This window comes from Brevibacterium sp. GP-SGM9 (assembly GCF_047300845.1).
Taxonomy (GTDB): Bacteria; Actinomycetota; Actinomycetes; order Actinomycetales; family Brevibacteriaceae; genus Brevibacterium.
Map to the genome: position 1 here is coordinate 421,379 of NZ_CP178563.1, position 18,081 is coordinate 439,459.

General features: G+C 65.6%; 16 protein-coding genes. 11 read left to right on the forward strand and 5 right to left on the reverse strand.

What is annotated here, in order from left to right; translation table 11 throughout:
- Window positions 1–3: 3 nt before the first annotated feature.
- From tatA to ACH82I_RS01845, 3 genes are read left to right on the forward strand one after another with little or no spacing between them, the layout of a single operon-like run.
- Complete coding sequence (tatA, locus tag ACH82I_RS01835; protein ID WP_413335130.1) at window positions 4–333, forward strand: Sec-independent protein translocase subunit TatA; 330 nt, start codon at window positions 4–6, stop codon at window positions 331–333.
- A gap of 56 nt (window positions 334–389) precedes the next feature.
- Entirely contained in the window at window positions 390–1,172 is a 783-nt protein-coding gene (tatC, locus tag ACH82I_RS01840) for a twin-arginine translocase subunit TatC (protein WP_413336793.1), read from the forward strand.
- A complete protein-coding gene (locus ACH82I_RS01845; protein ID WP_413335131.1) occupies window positions 1,165–3,861 on the forward strand; it encodes a DEAD/DEAH box helicase in 2,697 nt (898 codons plus the stop codon). The genes tatC and ACH82I_RS01845 overlap by 8 nt, the downstream gene beginning before the upstream one ends.
- Before the next feature lie 42 nt (window positions 3,862–3,903).
- Here ACH82I_RS01845 and secA2 read toward each other — a convergent pair whose 3' ends face one another.
- Window positions 3,904–6,165: an accessory Sec system translocase SecA2 gene (gene secA2, locus ACH82I_RS01850; RefSeq protein ID WP_413335133.1), complete on the reverse strand. Its 2,262-nt coding sequence runs from the start codon at window positions 6,163–6,165 to the stop codon at window positions 3,904–3,906.
- A 42-nt stretch (window positions 6,166–6,207) separates the two neighbouring features.
- Entirely contained in the window at window positions 6,208–7,950 is a 1,743-nt protein-coding gene (locus ACH82I_RS01855) for a 5'-3' exonuclease H3TH domain-containing protein (protein WP_413335135.1), read from the reverse strand.
- A gap of 104 nt (window positions 7,951–8,054) precedes the next feature.
- Here ACH82I_RS01855 and ACH82I_RS01860 point away from each other — a divergent pair, with 104 nt between their 5' ends.
- Window positions 8,055–9,002 (forward strand): metal-dependent hydrolase, encoded by a 948-nt coding sequence (locus ACH82I_RS01860; RefSeq protein ID WP_413335136.1) that lies wholly within the window; start codon window positions 8,055–8,057, stop codon window positions 9,000–9,002.
- A gap of 337 nt (window positions 9,003–9,339) precedes the next feature.
- A complete protein-coding gene (locus ACH82I_RS01865) occupies window positions 9,340–10,089 on the forward strand; it encodes a polyprenol monophosphomannose synthase (protein WP_413335138.1) in 750 nt (249 codons plus the stop codon).
- 106 nt (window positions 10,090–10,195) lie between these two features.
- Here the strand turns inward: ACH82I_RS01865 and ACH82I_RS01870 are convergent, their stop codons facing one another.
- The gene (locus ACH82I_RS01870) at window positions 10,196–10,537 is read right to left on the reverse strand and encodes an RNA polymerase-binding protein RbpA (RefSeq protein ID WP_230744004.1); all 342 of its coding nucleotides are present in this window, start codon (window positions 10,535–10,537) and stop codon (window positions 10,196–10,198) included.
- Between the two features lie 62 nt (window positions 10,538–10,599).
- A complete protein-coding gene (locus tag ACH82I_RS01875; protein WP_413335141.1) occupies window positions 10,600–11,376 on the reverse strand; it encodes a glycerophosphodiester phosphodiesterase family protein in 777 nt (258 codons plus the stop codon).
- Between the two features lie 55 nt (window positions 11,377–11,431).
- Here ACH82I_RS01875 and ACH82I_RS01880 point away from each other — a divergent pair, with 55 nt between their 5' ends.
- A complete protein-coding gene (locus ACH82I_RS01880; RefSeq protein WP_230744002.1) occupies window positions 11,432–11,770 on the forward strand; it encodes a hypothetical protein in 339 nt (112 codons plus the stop codon).
- Window positions 11,771–11,890: 120 nt separating this feature from the next.
- Window positions 11,891–12,718: a septal ring lytic transglycosylase RlpA family protein gene (locus ACH82I_RS01885; protein ID WP_413335143.1), complete on the forward strand. Its 828-nt coding sequence runs from the start codon at window positions 11,891–11,893 to the stop codon at window positions 12,716–12,718.
- Between the two features lie 10 nt (window positions 12,719–12,728).
- Here ACH82I_RS01885 and ACH82I_RS01890 read toward each other — a convergent pair whose 3' ends face one another.
- Window positions 12,729–13,664 (reverse strand): helix-turn-helix transcriptional regulator, encoded by a 936-nt coding sequence (locus tag ACH82I_RS01890; protein ID WP_413335145.1) that lies wholly within the window; start codon window positions 13,662–13,664, stop codon window positions 12,729–12,731.
- A 63-nt stretch (window positions 13,665–13,727) separates the two neighbouring features.
- Here ACH82I_RS01890 and ACH82I_RS01895 point away from each other — a divergent pair, with 63 nt between their 5' ends.
- The 4 genes from ACH82I_RS01895 (at window position 13,728) to ACH82I_RS01910 (ending at window position 18,080) form a co-directional block, all read left to right on the forward strand.
- A complete protein-coding gene (locus tag ACH82I_RS01895) occupies window positions 13,728–14,687 on the forward strand; it encodes an SDR family oxidoreductase (RefSeq protein WP_413335147.1) in 960 nt (319 codons plus the stop codon).
- Window positions 14,688–14,753: 66 nt separating this feature from the next.
- A complete protein-coding gene (locus tag ACH82I_RS01900) occupies window positions 14,754–16,142 on the forward strand; it encodes a flavin monoamine oxidase family protein (RefSeq protein WP_413336794.1) in 1,389 nt (462 codons plus the stop codon).
- On the forward strand, window positions 16,084–17,652 hold the full coding sequence (locus ACH82I_RS01905; RefSeq protein WP_413335149.1) for an APC family permease: 1,569 nt from the start codon (window positions 16,084–16,086) through the stop codon (window positions 17,650–17,652). Before ACH82I_RS01900 ends, ACH82I_RS01905 begins: the two co-directional genes overlap by 59 nt.
- Complete coding sequence (locus ACH82I_RS01910; protein ID WP_413335151.1) at window positions 17,649–18,080, forward strand: helix-turn-helix transcriptional regulator; 432 nt, start codon at window positions 17,649–17,651, stop codon at window positions 18,078–18,080. Before ACH82I_RS01905 ends, ACH82I_RS01910 begins: the two co-directional genes overlap by 4 nt.
- Window position 18,081 lies beyond the last annotated feature (1 nt).

Here is an 18,081-nt window from a genome sequence, read left to right on the forward strand (position 1 = left end):
ATCATGCGACCAAGTTTCGTGCAGATCGCGATCGTGATCCTCATCATCGTGATCATCTTCGGCGCTCCCAAGCTGCCGCAGCTGGCCAGAAGCCTGGGCCAGTCGATGAAGATCTTCAAGTCCGAGGTCAAGGACCTCCGTGACGACGATGATTCGACGGCCACGGAGACGAAGCCGGGAGAGCTGGGCAGGGACGTCTCCAATGCAGGCACGCCGCGCACGGACGACGCCCGAGCTGCCGAGACCCGGTCTGCTGAGTCGAAACCGGCAGAGACCTCGGCGGCCGACCGGCCGACCGGAGAGAAGCAGGATCCGCAGTCTCACGAGAAGTGAAAGAGAACAGCCAGCGGAGATCCCATTCCTCTCGTCGGAAGAATCCCGAACGCAAGATGCCCGTCGTCGGGCACCTCATCGAACTGCGCAATCGTGTGTTCATCGCCGCGATCGCCATCGTGCTCGGGGCCGTCGCGGGCTGGTTTCTCTATGATCCGGTCCTCGACATCCTGCAGGAGCCGATCAGGACCATCCGCGACACCAGCGGACGCACCGCGGAGATCAACTTCGCCGGAGTCGCCTCACCGTTCGATCTGAAGATCAAGCTCTCCTTCTTCATCGGCATCTTCCTCGCCTGCCCGATCTGGCTCTACGAAGTGTGGGCATTCATCGTTCCGGGCCTGACGAAGAAGGAGAAGCTGTACTCCGTCGGATTCCTCGGCAGCGCGATCCCGCTGTTCCTCGCCGGATCGACGATGGCGTTCTTCGCCCTGCCGAACGCGGTCAAGGCGCTGACCTCCTTCACCCCCGAGGGCGGCACGAACATCATTCCGGCTCAGGACTACCTGAGCTTCGTGATGGTCATCATCGTCGTCTTCGGTCTCGCCTTCGTCCTGCCCGTGCTCATGGTCGGTCTGAACATGCTCGGGATCCTCTCCGCAGACCGGATCCGACGCTCCTGGCGCGTGATCGTGATGCTGGTGTTCCTGTTCGCCGCGATCGCCACCCCCACCCCCGATGCGATGTCGATGTTCTTCCTCGTCATCCCGATGATGACCCTGTTCTGCCTCGCCTGGGTGATCTGCCTGTTCAACGATCGCCGCAAGAAGAAGCGCCTGATCGCCCAGGGCCTGTGGGTCGACCCCGCTGACCCCCTAGACGAAGAGAAGAATGCCTGAATCCCCGAGTTCGACCAGTCCCGCCGACGCCTACGCCGACTTCCGTGCCCGCGCCGAGATGGCCAGAACCCCGTTGGGTCGGTTCATGGCGCGCACGGACTTCGAACTCGATGACTTCCAGATCGAGGCCTGCACGAATCTGCAGGACGGCAAGGACGTCCTCGTCACCGCCCCGACCGGGGCCGGCAAGACGCTCATCGCCGAATTCGCCGTCGAACTCGCCCGCGATGAGGGAAAACGCGTCTTCTACACGACGCCGATCAAGGCCCTGAGCAATCAGAAGTTCAACGACCTGATGGATGTCCACGGGGTGGAGAACGTCGGACTGCTCACCGGCGACACGACGATTCGGCGGGACGCGCCGATCATCGTGATGACGACCGAAGTGCTGCGGAACATGCTCTACAACGACCTGGAGGGCCTGTCCGATCTCGGTTTCGTCGTCCTCGACGAGGTGCACTACCTTGCCGATCGCTTCCGCGGGCCGGTCTGGGAAGAGGTGATCATCCACCTGCCCGAACGTGTGCAGATGGTCTCACTGTCGGCCACGGTCTCGAACGCCGAGGAATTCGGTGCCTGGCTGCGTGAGGTGCGGGGACCGACCACGATCGTCTCGACATCCCACCGGCCCGTGCCGCTGGTCAACCATGTGCTCGTCGGCCACCGCATGTACGACCTCTTCACGCATGCCGATTCTGATCGGATCGATCCCGCTCTCGGCCATGCCACCCGCACCCACGGCGGCCCGCGGTCGAAGCGTGCCCGTGCCACCCGAGCTCGCTTCCGGCGGCCCAGCCGAACCCAGATCGTGTCCTCCCTGGCCGAGGCGGCCATGCTCCCGGCGATCATGTTCATCTTCTCCCGCAACGCCTGCGACGAAGCGGTCGAGCAGTATCTGACCTCCGGCTTCGATCTCAACTCGAAGGAGGAGAAGATCATCGTCAATGCGGAGATCGAGAAGCTGCGCGACGAACTCTCCGACGAGGACCTCGGCATCCTCGGATTCCACACCTTCCGCGAAGGCCTGCTGCTCGGTGTGGCGGCCCACCACGCCGGGATGATCCCGCAGTTCAAACAGCTCGTCGAAGAGCTGTTCTCGCAGGGCATCATCAAGGTCGTCTTCGCCACCGAGACTCTGGCCCTGGGCATCAACATGCCCGCCCGCACCGTGGTGCTCGAGAAGCTCGTGAAGTTCAACGGCGAGGCGCATGTCTCGATCACACCGGGGGAGTACACGCAGCTGACCGGACGAGCCGGCCGCCGCGGCATCGACCGGATCGGCCATGCCGTCGTCGTCTGGCATCCGAGCTTCGAGGTCAGCGAGCTCGCAGGCCTTGCCTCGAACCGGTCCTACGCCCTCAACTCGGCCTTCGGTCCGACCTACAACATGACCGCGAATCTGCTCTCACGGATGAGCTCGGCGGAGGCCGCGAAGGTGCTCGAGACCTCCTTCGCTCAGTTCCAGGCGGATAAGGCCGTGGTCGGACTGGCGAAGAAGGTGCGTAAGAACGAGACCACCATCGAGGCCTATGAGAAGTCGATGCAGTGCGAGCTCGGTGACTTCGCCGAATACGCGCAGCTGCGCCAGTCCATCTCCGATACGCAGAAGCAGGAGACGCGGACGAAGTCTCGCAACAGGCAGCGTGAGATCGTGGAATCGCTGACGGCGCTCAAACCCGGGGACGTGGTGACGATGCCGGCCAAACGCGTCGAGGGATACGCCGTGATCATCGCGCCGATGTCCTCCCGCGACGGGGTGTCGAGGCTGCCGACGGTGCTGACCGAGCAGGGCAAGGTATGGCATCTGCGTCCCCACGAGGTGACAGAGCCGCTGGCCGCGCAGGGACGCATTCGCATTCCGAAGAAGTTCAACCATCGGCAGGCCGGGGACCGTCGCCAGCTGCTGGGAATCCTCGACGAAGCCAAGTCCGATGGTCGGGTCGATCCCGATGTGCATTGGGAGACCACGGCGAAGAGTCCCGGTGTGAGCTCGACGGTCGCCGAACTCGATGCGCAGATGCGGGCACACCCCTGCCATGACTGCCCCGACCGTGAGATCCACGCCCGCTGGGCGAACCGAGCCGCGAAGCTGATCAAGGAGAACGAATCCCTGATCTCCCGGATCGAGGGACGAACGACCTCGATCGCCCTCGTGTTCGACCGTGTGCAGCATCTCCTGCGCACGCTCGGCTTCGAACCGGAGCATTCGGACATGCTGCGTCGGATCTATGGTGAGCGGGACCTGCTGGTGGCGCTGACCGTGCGCGCCGGTCTCTGGGACCGTCTCGTCGAACCCGAGCTGGCCGCATTCGCCTCCTGCTTCGTGTTCCAATCCCGCCGCGGCGACACACTCCGAACTGATCGTGCCCCCTCGCGGGACCTCAAGGTCACCGCCGATGAGGCAGAGACGATCTGGAAGCGGCTCTATCAGCTCGAAGAGCAGCAGGCCCTGTCGACCACCGACGAACCCGACAGGGGACTGGTCAAGCCGATGTACCGCTGGACGGAGGGCAAGAGCCTCTCCGAATCGCTGCGGGGCACCGACATCGCGGCCGGAGACTTCGTCCGCTGGGCGAAGCAGAGCCTCGACCTCCTCGGTCAGGTCGCCGAGGTGGCCGAGGCCGAGACCGCGGTGCGGATCCGACGGACGATCAATGCCGTCCGTCGCGGAGTCGTCGCCGACTCCTGAGCGCGCGGCCGCGCCGAGCAGCCGCGCGCTTCTGCGGGCGCCTCAGCGTTTGATGCGCTTGACGATGTTCTCGACGTCGGAGCCGAAGGCGCTCTCCGTCGTCAGATAGGTCCACGTCGATGACGGGCGTTTGAGCCCGTGCGAGGCGAGATCGATGCCCTCATCGGTGAATTCGGCCTCCTCGACCGTCGTCGCCGAATCCTCGACCACATCGGACCAGAACGAGGAGAAGACCCGGATCGATTCGGTGTTGAACGCTTCGTGCGGCTTCTCCCGGGCGAAGGTGCGCAGGTGGATGCCTTCGCGCAGATCGTTGAGGAAGGCGAGGTGATCGACCCACCGGGAATCGAGATGGAAGAGCATGACCTCGCGGAGAACGGAGTCGACGAGTTCCTCGGAATGCTGATCGGCCAGCTCGCCCGCGCGGTCACCGAGTCGCTTCTTGAGCTCATCGATGGGTTCGCTCGCGGTCCTGATCTCCACCCGTCGTTCGAGCACGAGATCCCGCTGCTTGGCCATGAGTTCGTTGAACTTCCAGGTGTCACGGTGCAGAGCGGTGTTCTGCCCCTCGGCGATCCGCTGCGCATGTTCGACGAGGCCGAGGGCACGTTTGGACTCGATCCATCCCGTCTCGTCGCCCTCGGAGACGAAGCGCTGGATCTCCGGGACCCGGGTCAGCAGCTCGTCCTCGAGGCTGGTGAAGAACACCGAGGTGCCGGGATCGCCCTGGCGGCCGGCCCGGCCGCGCAGCTGATCGTCCAAGCGCGAGGACAGATAGCGTCCGGCCCCGATGACGAGGAGGCCACCGGCCTCGGCGACCGCATCGTCGCTCAGGCGGATGTCGGTGCCGCGACCGGCCATCTGCGTGGACACCGTCACCGCGCCCGGGGCACCGGCGGCGGCGATGATCTCAGCTTCGAGGGAATCGTCCTTGGCGTTGAGCACATTGGCCTTGATTCCCCGTTCGGCGAGCCGGGAGGCCAGAGATTCGCTCTCGGCCACCGAGGAGGTGCCGATGAGCACCGGTCGGTCCTTGCCGTGGTTCTCCGCGATCTCCTCGACGATCGCGCGTTCCTTCGACTCCTGGTAGGTGTAGAGGCGGTCGGGTTCGTCCTTGCGGATGACCGGCAGGTGGGTGTCGACGGGAACGATCTCGAGATCGTAGAACTCACGGAGGTCATCGCCGACGGCCAAGGCCGTGCCCGTCATGCCGCAGACGGTCTCGTAGCCGTGGACGAGCTCCTCGACGGTCATCTGGTCGAGGATCTCTCCGCTCTCTGTCGTGCCCACGCCCTCCTTGGCTTCGACGGCGGCCTGCAGGCCATCGGGCCAGCGCTGGAGTTCTGCGACACGACCGCGTGAGGCCGAGATCAGTTTGATCCGGCCGTCGACGACGAGATAGTCGACATCGCGTTTGACCAGTGCCTTGGCGTAGAGGGCGAGGTTGACGGCGGCGAGTTCGGAGGCTCCCTCGCCGAAGAGATCGACCTCGAGTTCGGACTCGACGCGGTCGACTCCCTCGTCGGTCAGCGACACCGCGCGATGGTCGGGGCTGACTTCGTAGTCGACCCCGGCGCTCAGCTTCTCCACGAGGGCGGCGATGACGGCGTCGGAGTCTTCGACGCTGGCCGAGCCGGCGAGGACGAGCGGAACTCGCGCTTCGTCGATGAGCACGGAGTCGGCCTCGTCGACGATGACGACATCGCGAGAGGGCACCCGCAGGTCCGCGTCGTCGGTGATGAAGCGGTCACGGAGCACATCGAATCCGACCTCGGTCACCGAGGCGTAGAGCACTTCGGAACGATAGGCTTCGCGGCGCTCGGCGTCCTCCTGTGCGGCCGAGATGGCCCCGGAATCCACGCCCAGGAGGTCGAACACGGGCTTCATCCAGGTGCGGTCGCGCACGGCGAGGTAGTCGTTGACGCTGACGACGTGCACGCGCCGCCCCTGCAGTGCGTAGCCGGCGGCGGCGAGAGCGCCGACGAGGGTCTTGCCCTCGCCGGTGGCCATCTGGATGATCGTGCCTTGGAGGAGTCCGACGAGTCCCTTGAGCTGGGTGTCGTAGGCGCGTTCGTCGAGTGCTCGTTCAGCGGCCTCGCGGGCCAGTGCGCAGTAGCGGATGAGGGTGTCCTGCTGGGTCCCTTTGGCGAACACCTCGCCGGCGGCCTCGGTGAGTTCGGCATCACTGAGCTCGGAGAACTCGCGGCTGGCCTTGTCGAGCTCATCGGCCGCTCGATCGAACCAGCCGGTGGCCTTGTCCGCCTGCGCACCGGGTCGGTTGAGCAATCGAGAAAAGAAACCCATTATCGTCCTTCGTTGAGTGATGGTCGCACCAGAGTCTATCGCTCAGGGCATCGGCCAGGAGCCATCGACAACGGCTTCGGCGTTGCCCTTCTTCCGCAGCCAGGCCTGCAGTCCCGCGGCCTGGGAACTCTTCCACTCACCCTGTGCGGCCATGATCTCCGCACGGGTCAGCCTCGCGATTTCGGTGGAGTTCTCGGCCAATGCCCGGGAAATGTCCAGCGCGGCGAGGGCATCGGCCGAGGCGTCGTGGGCGTCGAGGAGGTCGACCTTCCAGACCTTGGCCGTCTCCGTCAGCGTGCGCTTTCCCCTGCGGTACGGGTCGATGTGCTTGTCGACGACGAAGGTGTCGACGATGGTCGGAATGATCGCGGGGAAGTCGATATCCGGGCGATGGCGCTTCACCTCGGCGGACATGACGCTGAGGTCGTAGACGATGTTGTGTCCGACGACGACGGCGCCGGTGTCCCTGAGCTCGGCGAAGACGGCACAGAGTTCGGCGACCACCTGCGCGGCCGGCGCCCCATTGGCCTGGGCGAACTCGGTGGTGATCCCGTGGATGGCGCGGGCGGTCTCGGGAATCTCGATGCCCGGATCGGCGAGCCAGGTGCGCGTGTCCACGGCGGAGTCGACGAAGGCCGCGGTGACGATGCGAGCGGTCTCCGGTTCGACACCCGTGGTTTCGAGGTCGAAGCCGACGAGGCGGGACTGCGTCCAGGATTCCGCGGAGTTCGCCGCGGCGACCGGCGAGATGGCCGGTGGCGTCGAGGCTGCCGAGGCTACCGTGTCAGTCGTGGCGCCTGTTGCTCCTGCGGCTCCTGTGGCAACCGTGGTCCCCTGGGCGCCCGAGGCCGAGGGGGCGCCTGAGGTCGAGGGTGCGCCCGTGCGGGCATCGTCGAGCGCTGATATGAGGTTGTCGACGGATCGACGGATGTTCTGGCCCGCGGCGGCCGCGTCGACCGCGGAACGATCGAGCGGTCCCGGAATGCTCTCGACATCGATGCCGTGGGAGACATCGGTCAGGCACCGCATGACTTCGACCGTCTTGTGCAGCGCGTCTTCGGATTCGATGAGAGTGGCCGCACGTTTGGGGCTGAGCCCTCCGGTCTTCACCCCGGCCTTCGCGGCCTTGATAATGGATTCGAGCGACCCGAAGCTCTCCAGCAGCGTCGCCGCGGTCTTCTCCCCGATGCCGGGCGCGCCCGGCAGTCCGTCGGAGGGATCGCCGCGCATCGCCGCGAGCTCACGGTAGCGCGTACCGTCGGGCACGCCGTAGGCCGTGGGCAGATCGGCCTGTCCGATCGCCTCCCACTCGCCGCCCTTGCGAGGGCGCAGGACGCTGACCTCGGAGACCGTATCGATGAGGGCGAGCAGATCCCGGTCGGGGGAGACGATGATCACCGGTGTCCGCGACTCAGCGGCCATCGTGGCGATGACATCGTCGGCTTCGGCGCCGTCCACCTCGGCGATCGGTATCCCGGCGGCCTCGATCACCCGGCGCATGATCGGCAGCTGTGCGTCGAGTTCCGGCGGGATCTCCGTCCCGGCCTCCTCATCCCTGACCCGGGCTGCCTTGTATTCGGGCATGATCGCGGTGCGGAACGCCGGTCGCCAATCCGCGTCCATCGTCGCCACCACCCGATCCGAACCGAAGCGGCGGATCATCTGGGCGATCGCGTCGAGGACCCCGCGGACGGCGTTGACCGGCTGACCGTCGTCGTTGACGATCGAGTCGGGCACCGAATAGAAGGCGCGATAGTACAGAGCGGGCGTGTCGATCAGAACCAAGGGCTTCACAATCGATGACGATACCCGACGGTCCTGACACGGGCACAAGCGACGGACCGGAACGGTGTAGCCTGTCGGCTGTGAATATGTACTTTGGTGGAGATGTGTACAGCAGTGTCGATCCCTTCGCGACGGCCCTCGGGACGGCGGGAGGCACGGTGTCGTTCATCGGCTCCGATGAGGCCGCACTGGCCCTCGATCCGCAGGCGAGCGACCTGGCCGGGGACTTCCTGACGCCCGGATTCGTCCATGCCGGCCTCGTCCTCGATGAGCACGCGCCCACCGCACCGCAGGTGTACGAGCGCGGCTTCACCCACGCCCATGTGCTCGGCGGCGCCGAGACGATCGCCCGGTTCCGGGCCACGGCACCCGAGGTGCTGCACGTGATCGGATATCCGACGCTCGGCGCGGACGGTGCCGGTGATGCGGACGTCGACGAGCCGGAAGCCGACGAGGCGGATGCCGGGCGCGCGTCAATCGCAGCTGCAGAATTCCTCGCGCTCAGCGAACTTCCGCGCACCTCCCTCTACATCCTCATCGACGACGGCGAGCGCCTCGCCGAGGTGCTCGAGCGTCTGCGGGAGAACGCCGCGCTGGCGCAGCGCAGCGGATACCGTCTGCTCCTCGATTTCGCCGTCGAAGACACCTTCGTCAGCGATCTCGGTCGTTCCGGGGTGGCCATCACGCTCGACCCCGCCCGTCCGCAGCCGCTGGCCCAGCTCCTCTCCGCCGGAGCACAGGTGTCGCTGAGCTACTCGGAGGAATCTCCTTGGGCGAGCGTGCGCGATGCCGTGATCGGCGAGAACGGCATCGGGGCCAGGGCCGCATTCAATGCCGCGACTCGATTCGCCCACCGCGCCGCCGGCAACCCCGAGGGCGGTGTCCTCGCCCCCGGAGCCGTGGCCGACTTCGTCCGCTGGCAGGTCGAGCGGCTCGTCGTCCAGGTCGCCGACCCGCGAGTGGCCGCATGGAGCACCGATCCGCGCTCCGGCACACCCGGGCTGCCGGAGCTGTCTCCGGACGTTCCCCTGCCGACTCGGGTCGTTCTCTGAACTGAGAGCGGTAGGAGTCCGCCGCGAGCGCGCAGAGACCCGTGATCCCGGTCAGTGAGATGAATGCAGCAAATACGGCACCTGAAATCAAGACGACACGCCGTGGGGGAAGATTTTCGCTATCGATTCGCTTGCGTCTGACCTGCGAATTTGAGCATCGTCCCAGGTCAGAGGAATCTTGCAAAGACGCTGGGAGCGACTAGATTCGCTGTTGACATTCCGCGGACGTCGGAATGGAGTCGGCACACCCGTCATTAGATAACTCGTTGCACAACGTGGTCCGAAGGCGGGGGTGTCGGCTCATTAACTTCCGTCCCCGCGGCGTATCGTTGAGGCCGTGCCTTCGAAGATCCTGGTCGTCATTCCGACTTACAACGAACGTCTTGCCCTGCCGGTGACCCTGTCCGGCCTGTTCGAACGGCAGCCCGAGGTCGATGTGCTCGTCGTCGACGATGGTTCCCCCGACGGCACGGGGCAGTGGGCCGATGAACAGGCGGCCGTCGACGATCGCGTCCACGTCCTGCACCGCAGCGAGAAGGCGGGCCTCGGCATGGCATATCTCGCCGGCTTCGAATGGGCTCTTGAACGCGACTACGACATCATCTGCGAATTCGACGCCGACGGCTCCCATCGGGCGCTCGACCTCGGACAGCTCCTCGACGTTGCCCGCACCGGCGAGGCGGACCTCGTCATCGGATCGCGGTGGGTGCGGGGAGGGGCGATCGTCGACTGGCCGCGGTCTCGCTTCCTGCTCTCGCGCGGCGCGAACTTCTATGTCAACGCCGTGATGGGTCTCGGGGTCAAGGACGCCACCGCAGGATTCCGGGCCTACTCGCGCACCGTCCTCGAAACCCTCGATCTCTCCGGTGTGCAGTCGCAGGGATACTGCTTCCAGATCGACATGACCTACCGAGTGGTGGAAGCGGGCTTCCGCGTCGCCGAGGTTCCCATCGTCTTCGTCGAGCGCGAACTGGGGGAGTCGAAGATGAGCAAATCGATCATCACCGAGGCGTTCACGAAGGTCGCCGGCTGGGGGTTCGATCGGCGCGGGCGGCAGCTGCGCCGGCTGCTGTCGAAGGAGCGCTGAGAACCGCGTACTCATGACAATCGCGTACGCATGACAATGGGGTGCAGGTCGATCGACCTGCACCCCATGAGTGCTTCTGTGTCGGCTGTGCGGCCGACTGCCCGGCTCAGGCCTGGGCGGGCACCTCGCCGCGGCGAATCGCCAGGCGCTCATCGAGGAGGACCTGGAGTTCGTCGAAGGAACGGCGCTCGAGCAGCATGTCCCAGTGTGAGCGGACGTGCTTGACGGGCTCACCGTCGGGTTCGTTGACGCCCACGCGGGTGCCGATGCCGTGAATGCCCGAATCCCAGGTGGAGGGGACTTCGGCTTCGATGGAGAAGGGCACCTTGAAGCGTGTGCCGTCCTCGCATTCGAACTCGACCATCTGACGCGGAGCGGGCTCGACGCCCTCTTCCGTCTCCAGGCTGCGTGATCCCAACTGTGTTCCGCGGAGACTGCGTTCGCTCATATCTCTCACCTTCCGACTCGACTGCTGTCCTCTGCTACGAGGGAACAGTCTACCGTCTGGGCTTATTCCTCATTCTCAGGCGGACCGTCTGTCGGTCTGCTGTGCTCACCCAGCTGTTTGAGTCCCTCCATGACGTCATCGGTGACGAGGCCGTCGACTCCGAGGTCGAGGAGCGCGCGCATACCCGCGGCATCATTGACAGTCCACACATGCACGAGCAGACCGGCGGCATGCGCGCGTTCGACGAACCCCGCGGTCACCACCGGCATCCCTTTGAACGATCTCGGAACCTGCAGTGCATCGAGGCCGGGTGGAAACGGGGCGAGGCCGCGATCGGGCACGCCGGGCAGGGCGCCGAGGGTGAACAGGGCGGTCTCCGCCGTTCCGGCAGAGGTGCGGATCCCGGGCAGGCCCGATCTCAGGTGCCGCAGCGTCGACGTGGCGAACGAGGCCAAGCGCACTCGCTCCTCGGCGCCGGCCGTGCGGATCGTGCGGATCATCGGACCGATGCTGTGCGGAGCCTTGACGTCGATGTTCCAGCGCGCACCGGGCAGCTCATCGAACAGGGAGTTCAGGCGCGGCAGCCGCCCACCGGCCACCAGATCGATCCGATCGAGCTCGACGGCCGGAAGATCACGAATCCGATGCGGGCGCTCGGCGATCCGATCGAGATCGGCGTCGTGGGCGGCGAACAGCACGCCGTCGGCAGAGGCATGGACATCGGTCTCCATCCACCCCACTCCGGCGCGATGGGCGGCGGCGAAGGCCTCGAGGGTGTTCTCGCTCATGCCCGGCCACAGTCCGCCTCGGTGTGCGATGATCTCCGGCTGAGAATTCATGGTCCAATCCTAGGTTGCTGTTGACCAGATCGGCGGCGTCGACAACGATGGAGGTATGAGCTCTCACGAAGAACCGATCGAACCCGATGACGTCATCGACTCCACCAAGCGCACGCCGACAGAACGCGCCCGTTCGGCGGCTACGCGTGCCTACGGGGCCGCCAGCAGCGGGGTCAAGAACGTCCGCGAGGCCACCACGAGTTCGAGTCTGATCGAGACGACGGAGTCGACCGTGAACAAGGCTCTCGGCAATGTCGCCCACGTCATCGACGACGCCGTGCGCAGCGGCAAGGTCGAGCGCGCTTTCGACAAGGCCCAGGAGACCGTGACCAACGGTGCCGACGGGGTGCGCAAGCTGGTCACCCGCAAGGGCAAGGGAACCGAAGTCGGCTGAGCGCGTCGCATTGATTTTGTAACAGTTCCTTAACTAGACTGTGTTCAGGTAACGATCCGATAACTTGGAGCGAGTGCTGAGACCGCACTCGAATGCGACTTCCCCGGCAACTCCGCATCGGTGCGATTTCTGATCACGGACTACGAGGACTTCACAGTGGGCAAACACTCTTCACCGAGCTCCAAAGCGACGGGCACCATCTTCACCGCTCTCCGAGCACCGAAGAAGAGATCTGGCCGTCACTCTCCGCAGGGACCGGCGCACACCGCCGGGGGAGTGCTCGCGGCAGTCCGCACCCGCCCCGTGCTCTCCGCCTTCATCGTCCCCACCGTGGCTACCGCCGCGATCGTCGGGTCGAGTCTGGCCATGGTTCCCGAGAACACCGACCGGGGCCAACAGGTCGTCGCCGAATCGCCCGTCGTCGCCGAGTCTCAGCCCTCCCAGACACCCGATGAGGTCCTGGCCAAAGCGAAGAAGCAGGCCAAGGAGAAGCCGGGCAAGATCACGATCGAGACCAAGACCGAGACCCCGAGCCCCAGTCCGAAGAGCACCGGCGACTCCGCGTCTTCAGGGTCGTCGTCGTCCGGATCGTCCTCCAAGGGCTCGAGTGCGGATGAGAATGACGGACCGTCGAAGTCGGGCAAGTCCGCCGGAGAGTCAGGGTCCTGCCCGATGTCGTACTACGGCGGGGGAGACGGATTCGACGGACGTCCTACCGCAAACGGAGAGAAGTTCGATACGAACAAGCTCACCGCCGCCCACAAGACCCTGCCTTTCGGCTCCAAGGTGAAGATCACCAACGAGGCCAACGGCAAGTCCGTGACCGTGCGCATCAACGACCGCGGTCCCTACCACGGCAACCGCTGCTTCGACCTCTCGAAGGCCGCGATGGAAGCCGTGGGCGGAGTCGGCGCCGGGCAGATCAACGGCAGCTACGACGTACAGTGACCGAGTTCGCTCAATGATTGAGCTTCGCGGCGGCCGAGGCGTGAGCACGGAGGCTGCGGCGGACCGTCAGCGGTGAGATGACTTCGATCTCGGGCACGGTGATCAGCTGAGACACGGCGATCTCACCGGGCTCCATCGGCAGCTCGAGTTCCATGATCCCGTCATCGAGGCGCGCGTTCTCGATCGCATGATCGGTCACCCGACCCGGCACCGCTCTGAGCAGATCCGGAATGCGCGCCTCGGGAATCCTCAACCTCACCGAGGTGGTGCGGATGGAGGCATCGAAGGCCGCTTGGGAACGTTGCCAGTACTCGCCGAGGTCGAAGCCGGTGGGACCGGTCATCCGCCGATACCGCGGGGAGGTCTCAACGATCCGGGAGACTCGGTAGGTGCGTGGGATCCCGCCCGGTGCTTGGGCGACGAGGTACCAGCGCCCGGCCTTGACCACCAGTCCGAGCGGAGCCAGAGTGCGAACGCTGCGGATGCCGCGACGAAGATAGACGATGCGCAGTCCCGTCTGCGCCCGGAGTGCAGAGGCGATCGAGGCCAAATGCTCCGGACTCTCCTGTGCCATGAACCAATCCGGCCCGTCGACGAGCACGGACGCTGAAAGCACCGACTCGGTCGCCGTGAGCATCTTCGCCCTCGCCGTTGCGGATTCGGAGGCGAGCCCGAGATCGGCCGCGGCCAGAGAGCCGATGAGAACGGAGTCGAGTTCGTCGCGTGTCATCCCGGACACCGGTGAGGCCCACTCTCCGAGCAGACTGATTCCACCGCCGGCTCCCGCCTGGGTGATCACAGGAACCCCCATCCCGGACAGTTCGCCGATATCGCGGTAGATCGTGCGTTCGGTGACCTCGAGACGGTTTGCCAGGGCCTCGGCGGTGATCGGATGCGACCGGGCGGCGAGGATGACGATCTCAGACACGAGCCGAGCAGCCTTCATATCTTCGAGAATAGTCGGCCACCCTGACATTCCCTGTCAGGGATGCGGTTCCAGACTGGTGCCATGACTGCACGCGACACAGACCACACACGACCATCCGCTCGGCCGTTGGAGGGCAGGATCGCTCTCGTCGCCGGCGCCACACGCGGGGCCGGGCGGGCCATCGCCCGGGAACTCGCACGGTCCGGTGCCTTCGTCTGGTGCACCGGACGATCCACCCGTTCGAATCCCTCCGACTACGGCAGAGGCGAGACCATCGACGAGACCGCCGAACTCATCACGAGCGAGGGAGGGCAGGCCGAAGCCCTCGTCTGCGATCACCTCGATCGAGCCCAGGTCGACGAGGTGGTGTCGACGATCGATGCCCGACATGGTCGCCTCGATATCCTCGTCAACGACATCGGGGGAGAGGCCTATGTCGATTGGGGCGAGAAATTCTGGACCACGGACTTCGACGCTGAGATGCGGCTGTTCCGAGCCGGCCTGCTCACCCACCTCAACACCGCCCACGCCGCACTGCCGCTGCTGGTGCGGGAGTCCGGCGGCCTGCACATCGAGATCACCGACGGCACGCAGGACTTCAACGACACGCATTACCGGGAGAGCATCTATCTCGACCTGACGAAGACGGCTGTAAGCAGGCTGGCCTTCGGCCTCGGGCACGAACTCGCCGAGGCGGGAGGCACAGCGGTGGCCGTGACTCCGGGATGGCTGCGGTCGGAGATGATGCTCGAACTCTTCGACACCAGCGAGGAGACCTGGTCCGCCGACGCGCTCGACCCCGAACGCTCGGTCCCACCGGCCGATTTCGCGATCTCCGAGACACCGCACCTGCTCGGACGCACCGTGGCGGCACTGGCCGCCGATCCAGACCGACACCGCTTCAACACGCGGACGCTGAGCACCCATGAGCTCGGCCGGGTCTACGGAATCAGCGACATCGACGGCAGCCTGCCCGATGCGTGGGCCTTCATCGGCGCCAAGGAGGCGGGAACACCGGTCGAGGCGAGCGACTATCGCTGATACCGATTCCGCACCGTTGACCGGTTGAGCGCACCCGCCTTGGCACGGCGTCGTTCCCTGGCTACTCTGAGCACACAAGAGGAACTTTCGAAGGAGAACGCTGTGTCGGATCGAACATGCGATGTCGTCATCGTCGGAGCCGGACCGACCGGCCTGAGCGCGGCCCGCAGGCTGCAGGCCGCAGGTCGCGAGGTGATCGTCCTCGAAGCACGAGACCGAGTGGGCGGCCGAACCTGGACCGACCACATCGATGGCCAGATGTACGAAATCGGTGGCCAGTGGATCTCACCGGACCAGACTGCGCTCCTCGACCTCGTCCGAGAACTGGGCAAAGAGACCTACCAACGGCACCGCGACGGCGACAGCGTCTACATCGCACCCGACGGCACCCGCACGGTCTACTCCGGAGACATGTTCCCGGTGGGGGAGTCGACGCAGGCGGAGATGACACGACTCATCGACCTCCTCGACGAACTCGCCGCCCGCATCGGACCCGATGCGCCGTGGGACGCCCCGGAAGCCGCGGAACTCGATTCGATCTCCTTCCACCACTGGCTGCGGTCCCAGTCGGAGGATGAACTCGCCTGCGCCAACATCGGGATGTTCATCGCCGGTGGGATGCTCACAAAGCCGACCACGGCATTCTCCGCGCTGCAGGCGATCCTCATGGCCGCCTCGGCGGGGTCGTTCACCCACCTCGTCGACGATCACTTCATCCTCGACCGGCGCGTGGTCGGAGGAATGCAATCGGTGTCCGAGCAGATGGCCGCCGAACTCGGCGAGGGCACCGTCGTCCTCGACAGCCCCGTCCGCACCATCGACTGGACCGATGACACCGTCCGCGTCGACACGGACACGATGAGTGTGAGCGCGAGCAGTGTCATCGTGGCGGTGCCGCCGAACCTCTACTCGCGCATCAGCTACGTTCCCCACCTGCCCCGCCTGCAGCAGATCTTCCACCAGCATCAGTCGATGGGACTGGTGATCAAGGTCCATGCCACCTACCCGAGTCCGTTCTGGCGTGAGGCAGGACTGTGCGGGACCGGATTCGGCGCGGGCCAGCTGGTGCAGGAGGTCTACGACAACACGAACCATGGGGAGGAGCGTGGCACCCTCGTCGGCTTCATCTCCGATGTCCGCGCCGATGAGATGTTCGCCCTCGACGAGGAGACGAGGAAGCAGCGCATCCTCGAATCCCTCGCCGATTTCCTCGGCCCGCAGGCACTGGACCCGGAGGTCTTCTACCTCTCGGATTTCGGCGCGGAGGAATGGACGAGAGGCGCCTACGCCACGAGCTACGACCTCGGCGGGCTCCACCGCTGGGGACGATTCCAGAACGATCCGGTCGGCCCCATCCACTTCGCCAGCTCCGATATCGCCGCTGCGGGCTATCAGCATGTCGACGGTGCCGTGCGGATCGGGCGGGCGACGGCGGAGAAGATCCTCGGTGCCTGAGGCAGCCGCCGGAGTCGATTCCTCGGGACTGAGTTCGAAGGGCCTCTCGGCCGGAAAGATCGGTGCGATCGGCGGGGCGATCATCGGCATCTCCTGCATCGCTCCCGCCTACACTCTGACCTCGGGACTGGGCCCGACGATCTCTGAGGTCGGAGTCCACACTCCCGCGATCCTGCTCATCGGCTTCGTGCCGATGCTGCTCGTCGTCTTCGGCTACCGGGAACTCAACTCGGCGATGCCGGACTCGGGCACGACCTTCACCTGGGCCACCCGCGCCTTCGGGCCGTGGTTGGGGTGGATGGGCGGGTGGGGGCTGATCGCGGCCACCGTGCTCGTGCTCTCGAACCTCGCCGCCGTCGCCGTGGACTTCCTCTTCCTGCTGTTGGCACAGATCTTCGGGGACCCGAGCATCGCCGATCTCACCCGGGTGCTGTGGATCAACATCCCGGTCACCGTGATCCTCACCGCCGCCGCTGCCTGGATCTCCTATCGCGGTGTCGAGGCGACCGAGAAGATACAGGTCTGGCTTGTCGCCTTCCAGGTCCTCGCGCTCGGCTGGTTCGTCATCGCGGCGCTCGTGCACGTGGCCAACGGCACCGCCTTCGACCCCACACCCGTGAGTCTCGACTGGTTCAACCCGCTGGCCGCCGGCGACTTCTCCACGGTCGCAGCCGCCGTGTCCCTGTCGATCTTCCTGTTCTGGGGCTGGGACACGGTGATCACGATGAACGAGGAGGCGAAGGACCCGGAGAAGACACCCGGGCGGGCGGCCATGCTCACGATCATCGCGATCGTCATCATCTACATCGCCTGCACCATCGCGGTGATCTCCTTCGCCGGCGTCGGCACCGACGGCCTCGGTGCCGGAAACCCGGAGAACCAGGAGTCGATCTTCGCCTCCCTGGCCGGTCCGGTGATGGGCCCCTTCGCGGTCCTCGTCTCGATCGCCGTGCTCTCGAGCTCGCTGGCGTCACTGCAGTCGACGATGGTCTCCCCGTCACGGACGATCCTGGCGATGGGCCATTACGGGGCCCTGCCGCAGAAGTACGGAAGCATCTCACCGCGCTACAAGTCGCCCTCGGTGGCCACCATCACCTCGGCGGCGGCCGCGATCATCTTCTACGTCGTCATGCGGCTGCTCTCCGAGAACGCCCTGTGGGACACGATTACGGCGCTGGGGCTGATGGTCTGCTTCTACTACGGGATCACCGGACTGGCCTGCATCTGGTACTTCCGCCGCTCGCTGTTCGCCTCGCCGAAGAACGTCTTCTTCCGCTTCCTGTTCCCTCTCATCGGGGGCGTGACTCTGCTCGTCATCTTCGTCACCACCGCCATCGACTCACTCGATCCCGACTACGGGTCGGGCTCGTCGGTGTTCGGCATCGGGCTGGTCTTCGTCCTCGGCATCGGGGTGCTCGTCCTCGGGGCGGTCATCATGGTCATCCAATCCGTGCAGAACCCGGCCTTCTTCCGTGGGGAGACCCTGAAGCGAGGAATCCACACGGGATGATCGACCCGGCGAGCCGCGCGCAGCTCATCGCCCTGCGACGGGTCCGCGACCGCATCGACAGGCAATTCGACCGCCCGCTCAACGTGGAGGAGCTGGCCGCCGGCGTCCACATGTCCGCAGGCCACCTCAGCCGCCGGTTCCGGGCGGCATACGGAGAATCGCCGTACTCCTACCTGATGACCCGACGGATCGAACGCGCCATGGCACTCATCCGCAGGGGAGACCTGAGCATCACCGACATCTGCTTCACCGTCGGCTTCTCCTCGCTCGGCACCTTCAGCACCCGGTTCAGCGAACTCGTCGGAGTCTCGCCACGGCGGTATCGCAGCGCCCTGGAGGCAGGGGAGCACGATCTGCCGACGTTCATCGTCAAGAATGTCCTCCGACCGGTCAGGAATCGAGAAGTCGGGAGGTTCGAGCCGGACTAGG

Excerpts from the sequence above, each read along its gene's own strand:
- tatA (WP_413335130.1), top strand. The coding sequence starts at position 4 with ATGCGACCAAGTTTCGTGCAGATCGCGATCGTGATCCTCATCATCGTG.
- ACH82I_RS01875 (WP_413335141.1), bottom strand. The coding sequence starts at position 11,376 with ATGAATTCTCAGCCGGAGATCATCGCACACCGAGGCGGACTGTGGCCG.
- ACH82I_RS01905 (WP_413335149.1), top strand. The coding sequence starts at position 16,084 with ATGTCGACGGTGCCGTGCGGATCGGGCGGGCGACGGCGGAGAAGATCC.
- ACH82I_RS01895 (WP_413335147.1), top strand. The coding sequence starts at position 13,728 with ATGACTGCACGCGACACAGACCACACACGACCATCCGCTCGGCCGTTG.
- ACH82I_RS01880 (WP_230744002.1), top strand. The coding sequence starts at position 11,432 with ATGAGCTCTCACGAAGAACCGATCGAACCCGATGACGTCATCGACTCC.
- secA2 (WP_413335133.1), bottom strand. The coding sequence starts at position 6,165 with ATGGGTTTCTTTTCTCGATTGCTCAACCGACCCGGTGCGCAGGCGGAC.
- ACH82I_RS01870 (WP_230744004.1), bottom strand. The coding sequence starts at position 10,537 with ATGAGCGAACGCAGTCTCCGCGGAACACAGTTGGGATCACGCAGCCTG.
- tatC (WP_413336793.1), top strand. The coding sequence starts at position 390 with ATGCCCGTCGTCGGGCACCTCATCGAACTGCGCAATCGTGTGTTCATC.
- ACH82I_RS01845 (WP_413335131.1), top strand. The coding sequence starts at position 1,165 with ATGCCTGAATCCCCGAGTTCGACCAGTCCCGCCGACGCCTACGCCGAC.
- ACH82I_RS01890 (WP_413335145.1), bottom strand. The coding sequence starts at position 13,664 with ATGAAGGCTGCTCGGCTCGTGTCTGAGATCGTCATCCTCGCCGCCCGG.
- ACH82I_RS01910 (WP_413335151.1), top strand. The coding sequence starts at position 17,649 with ATGATCGACCCGGCGAGCCGCGCGCAGCTCATCGCCCTGCGACGGGTC.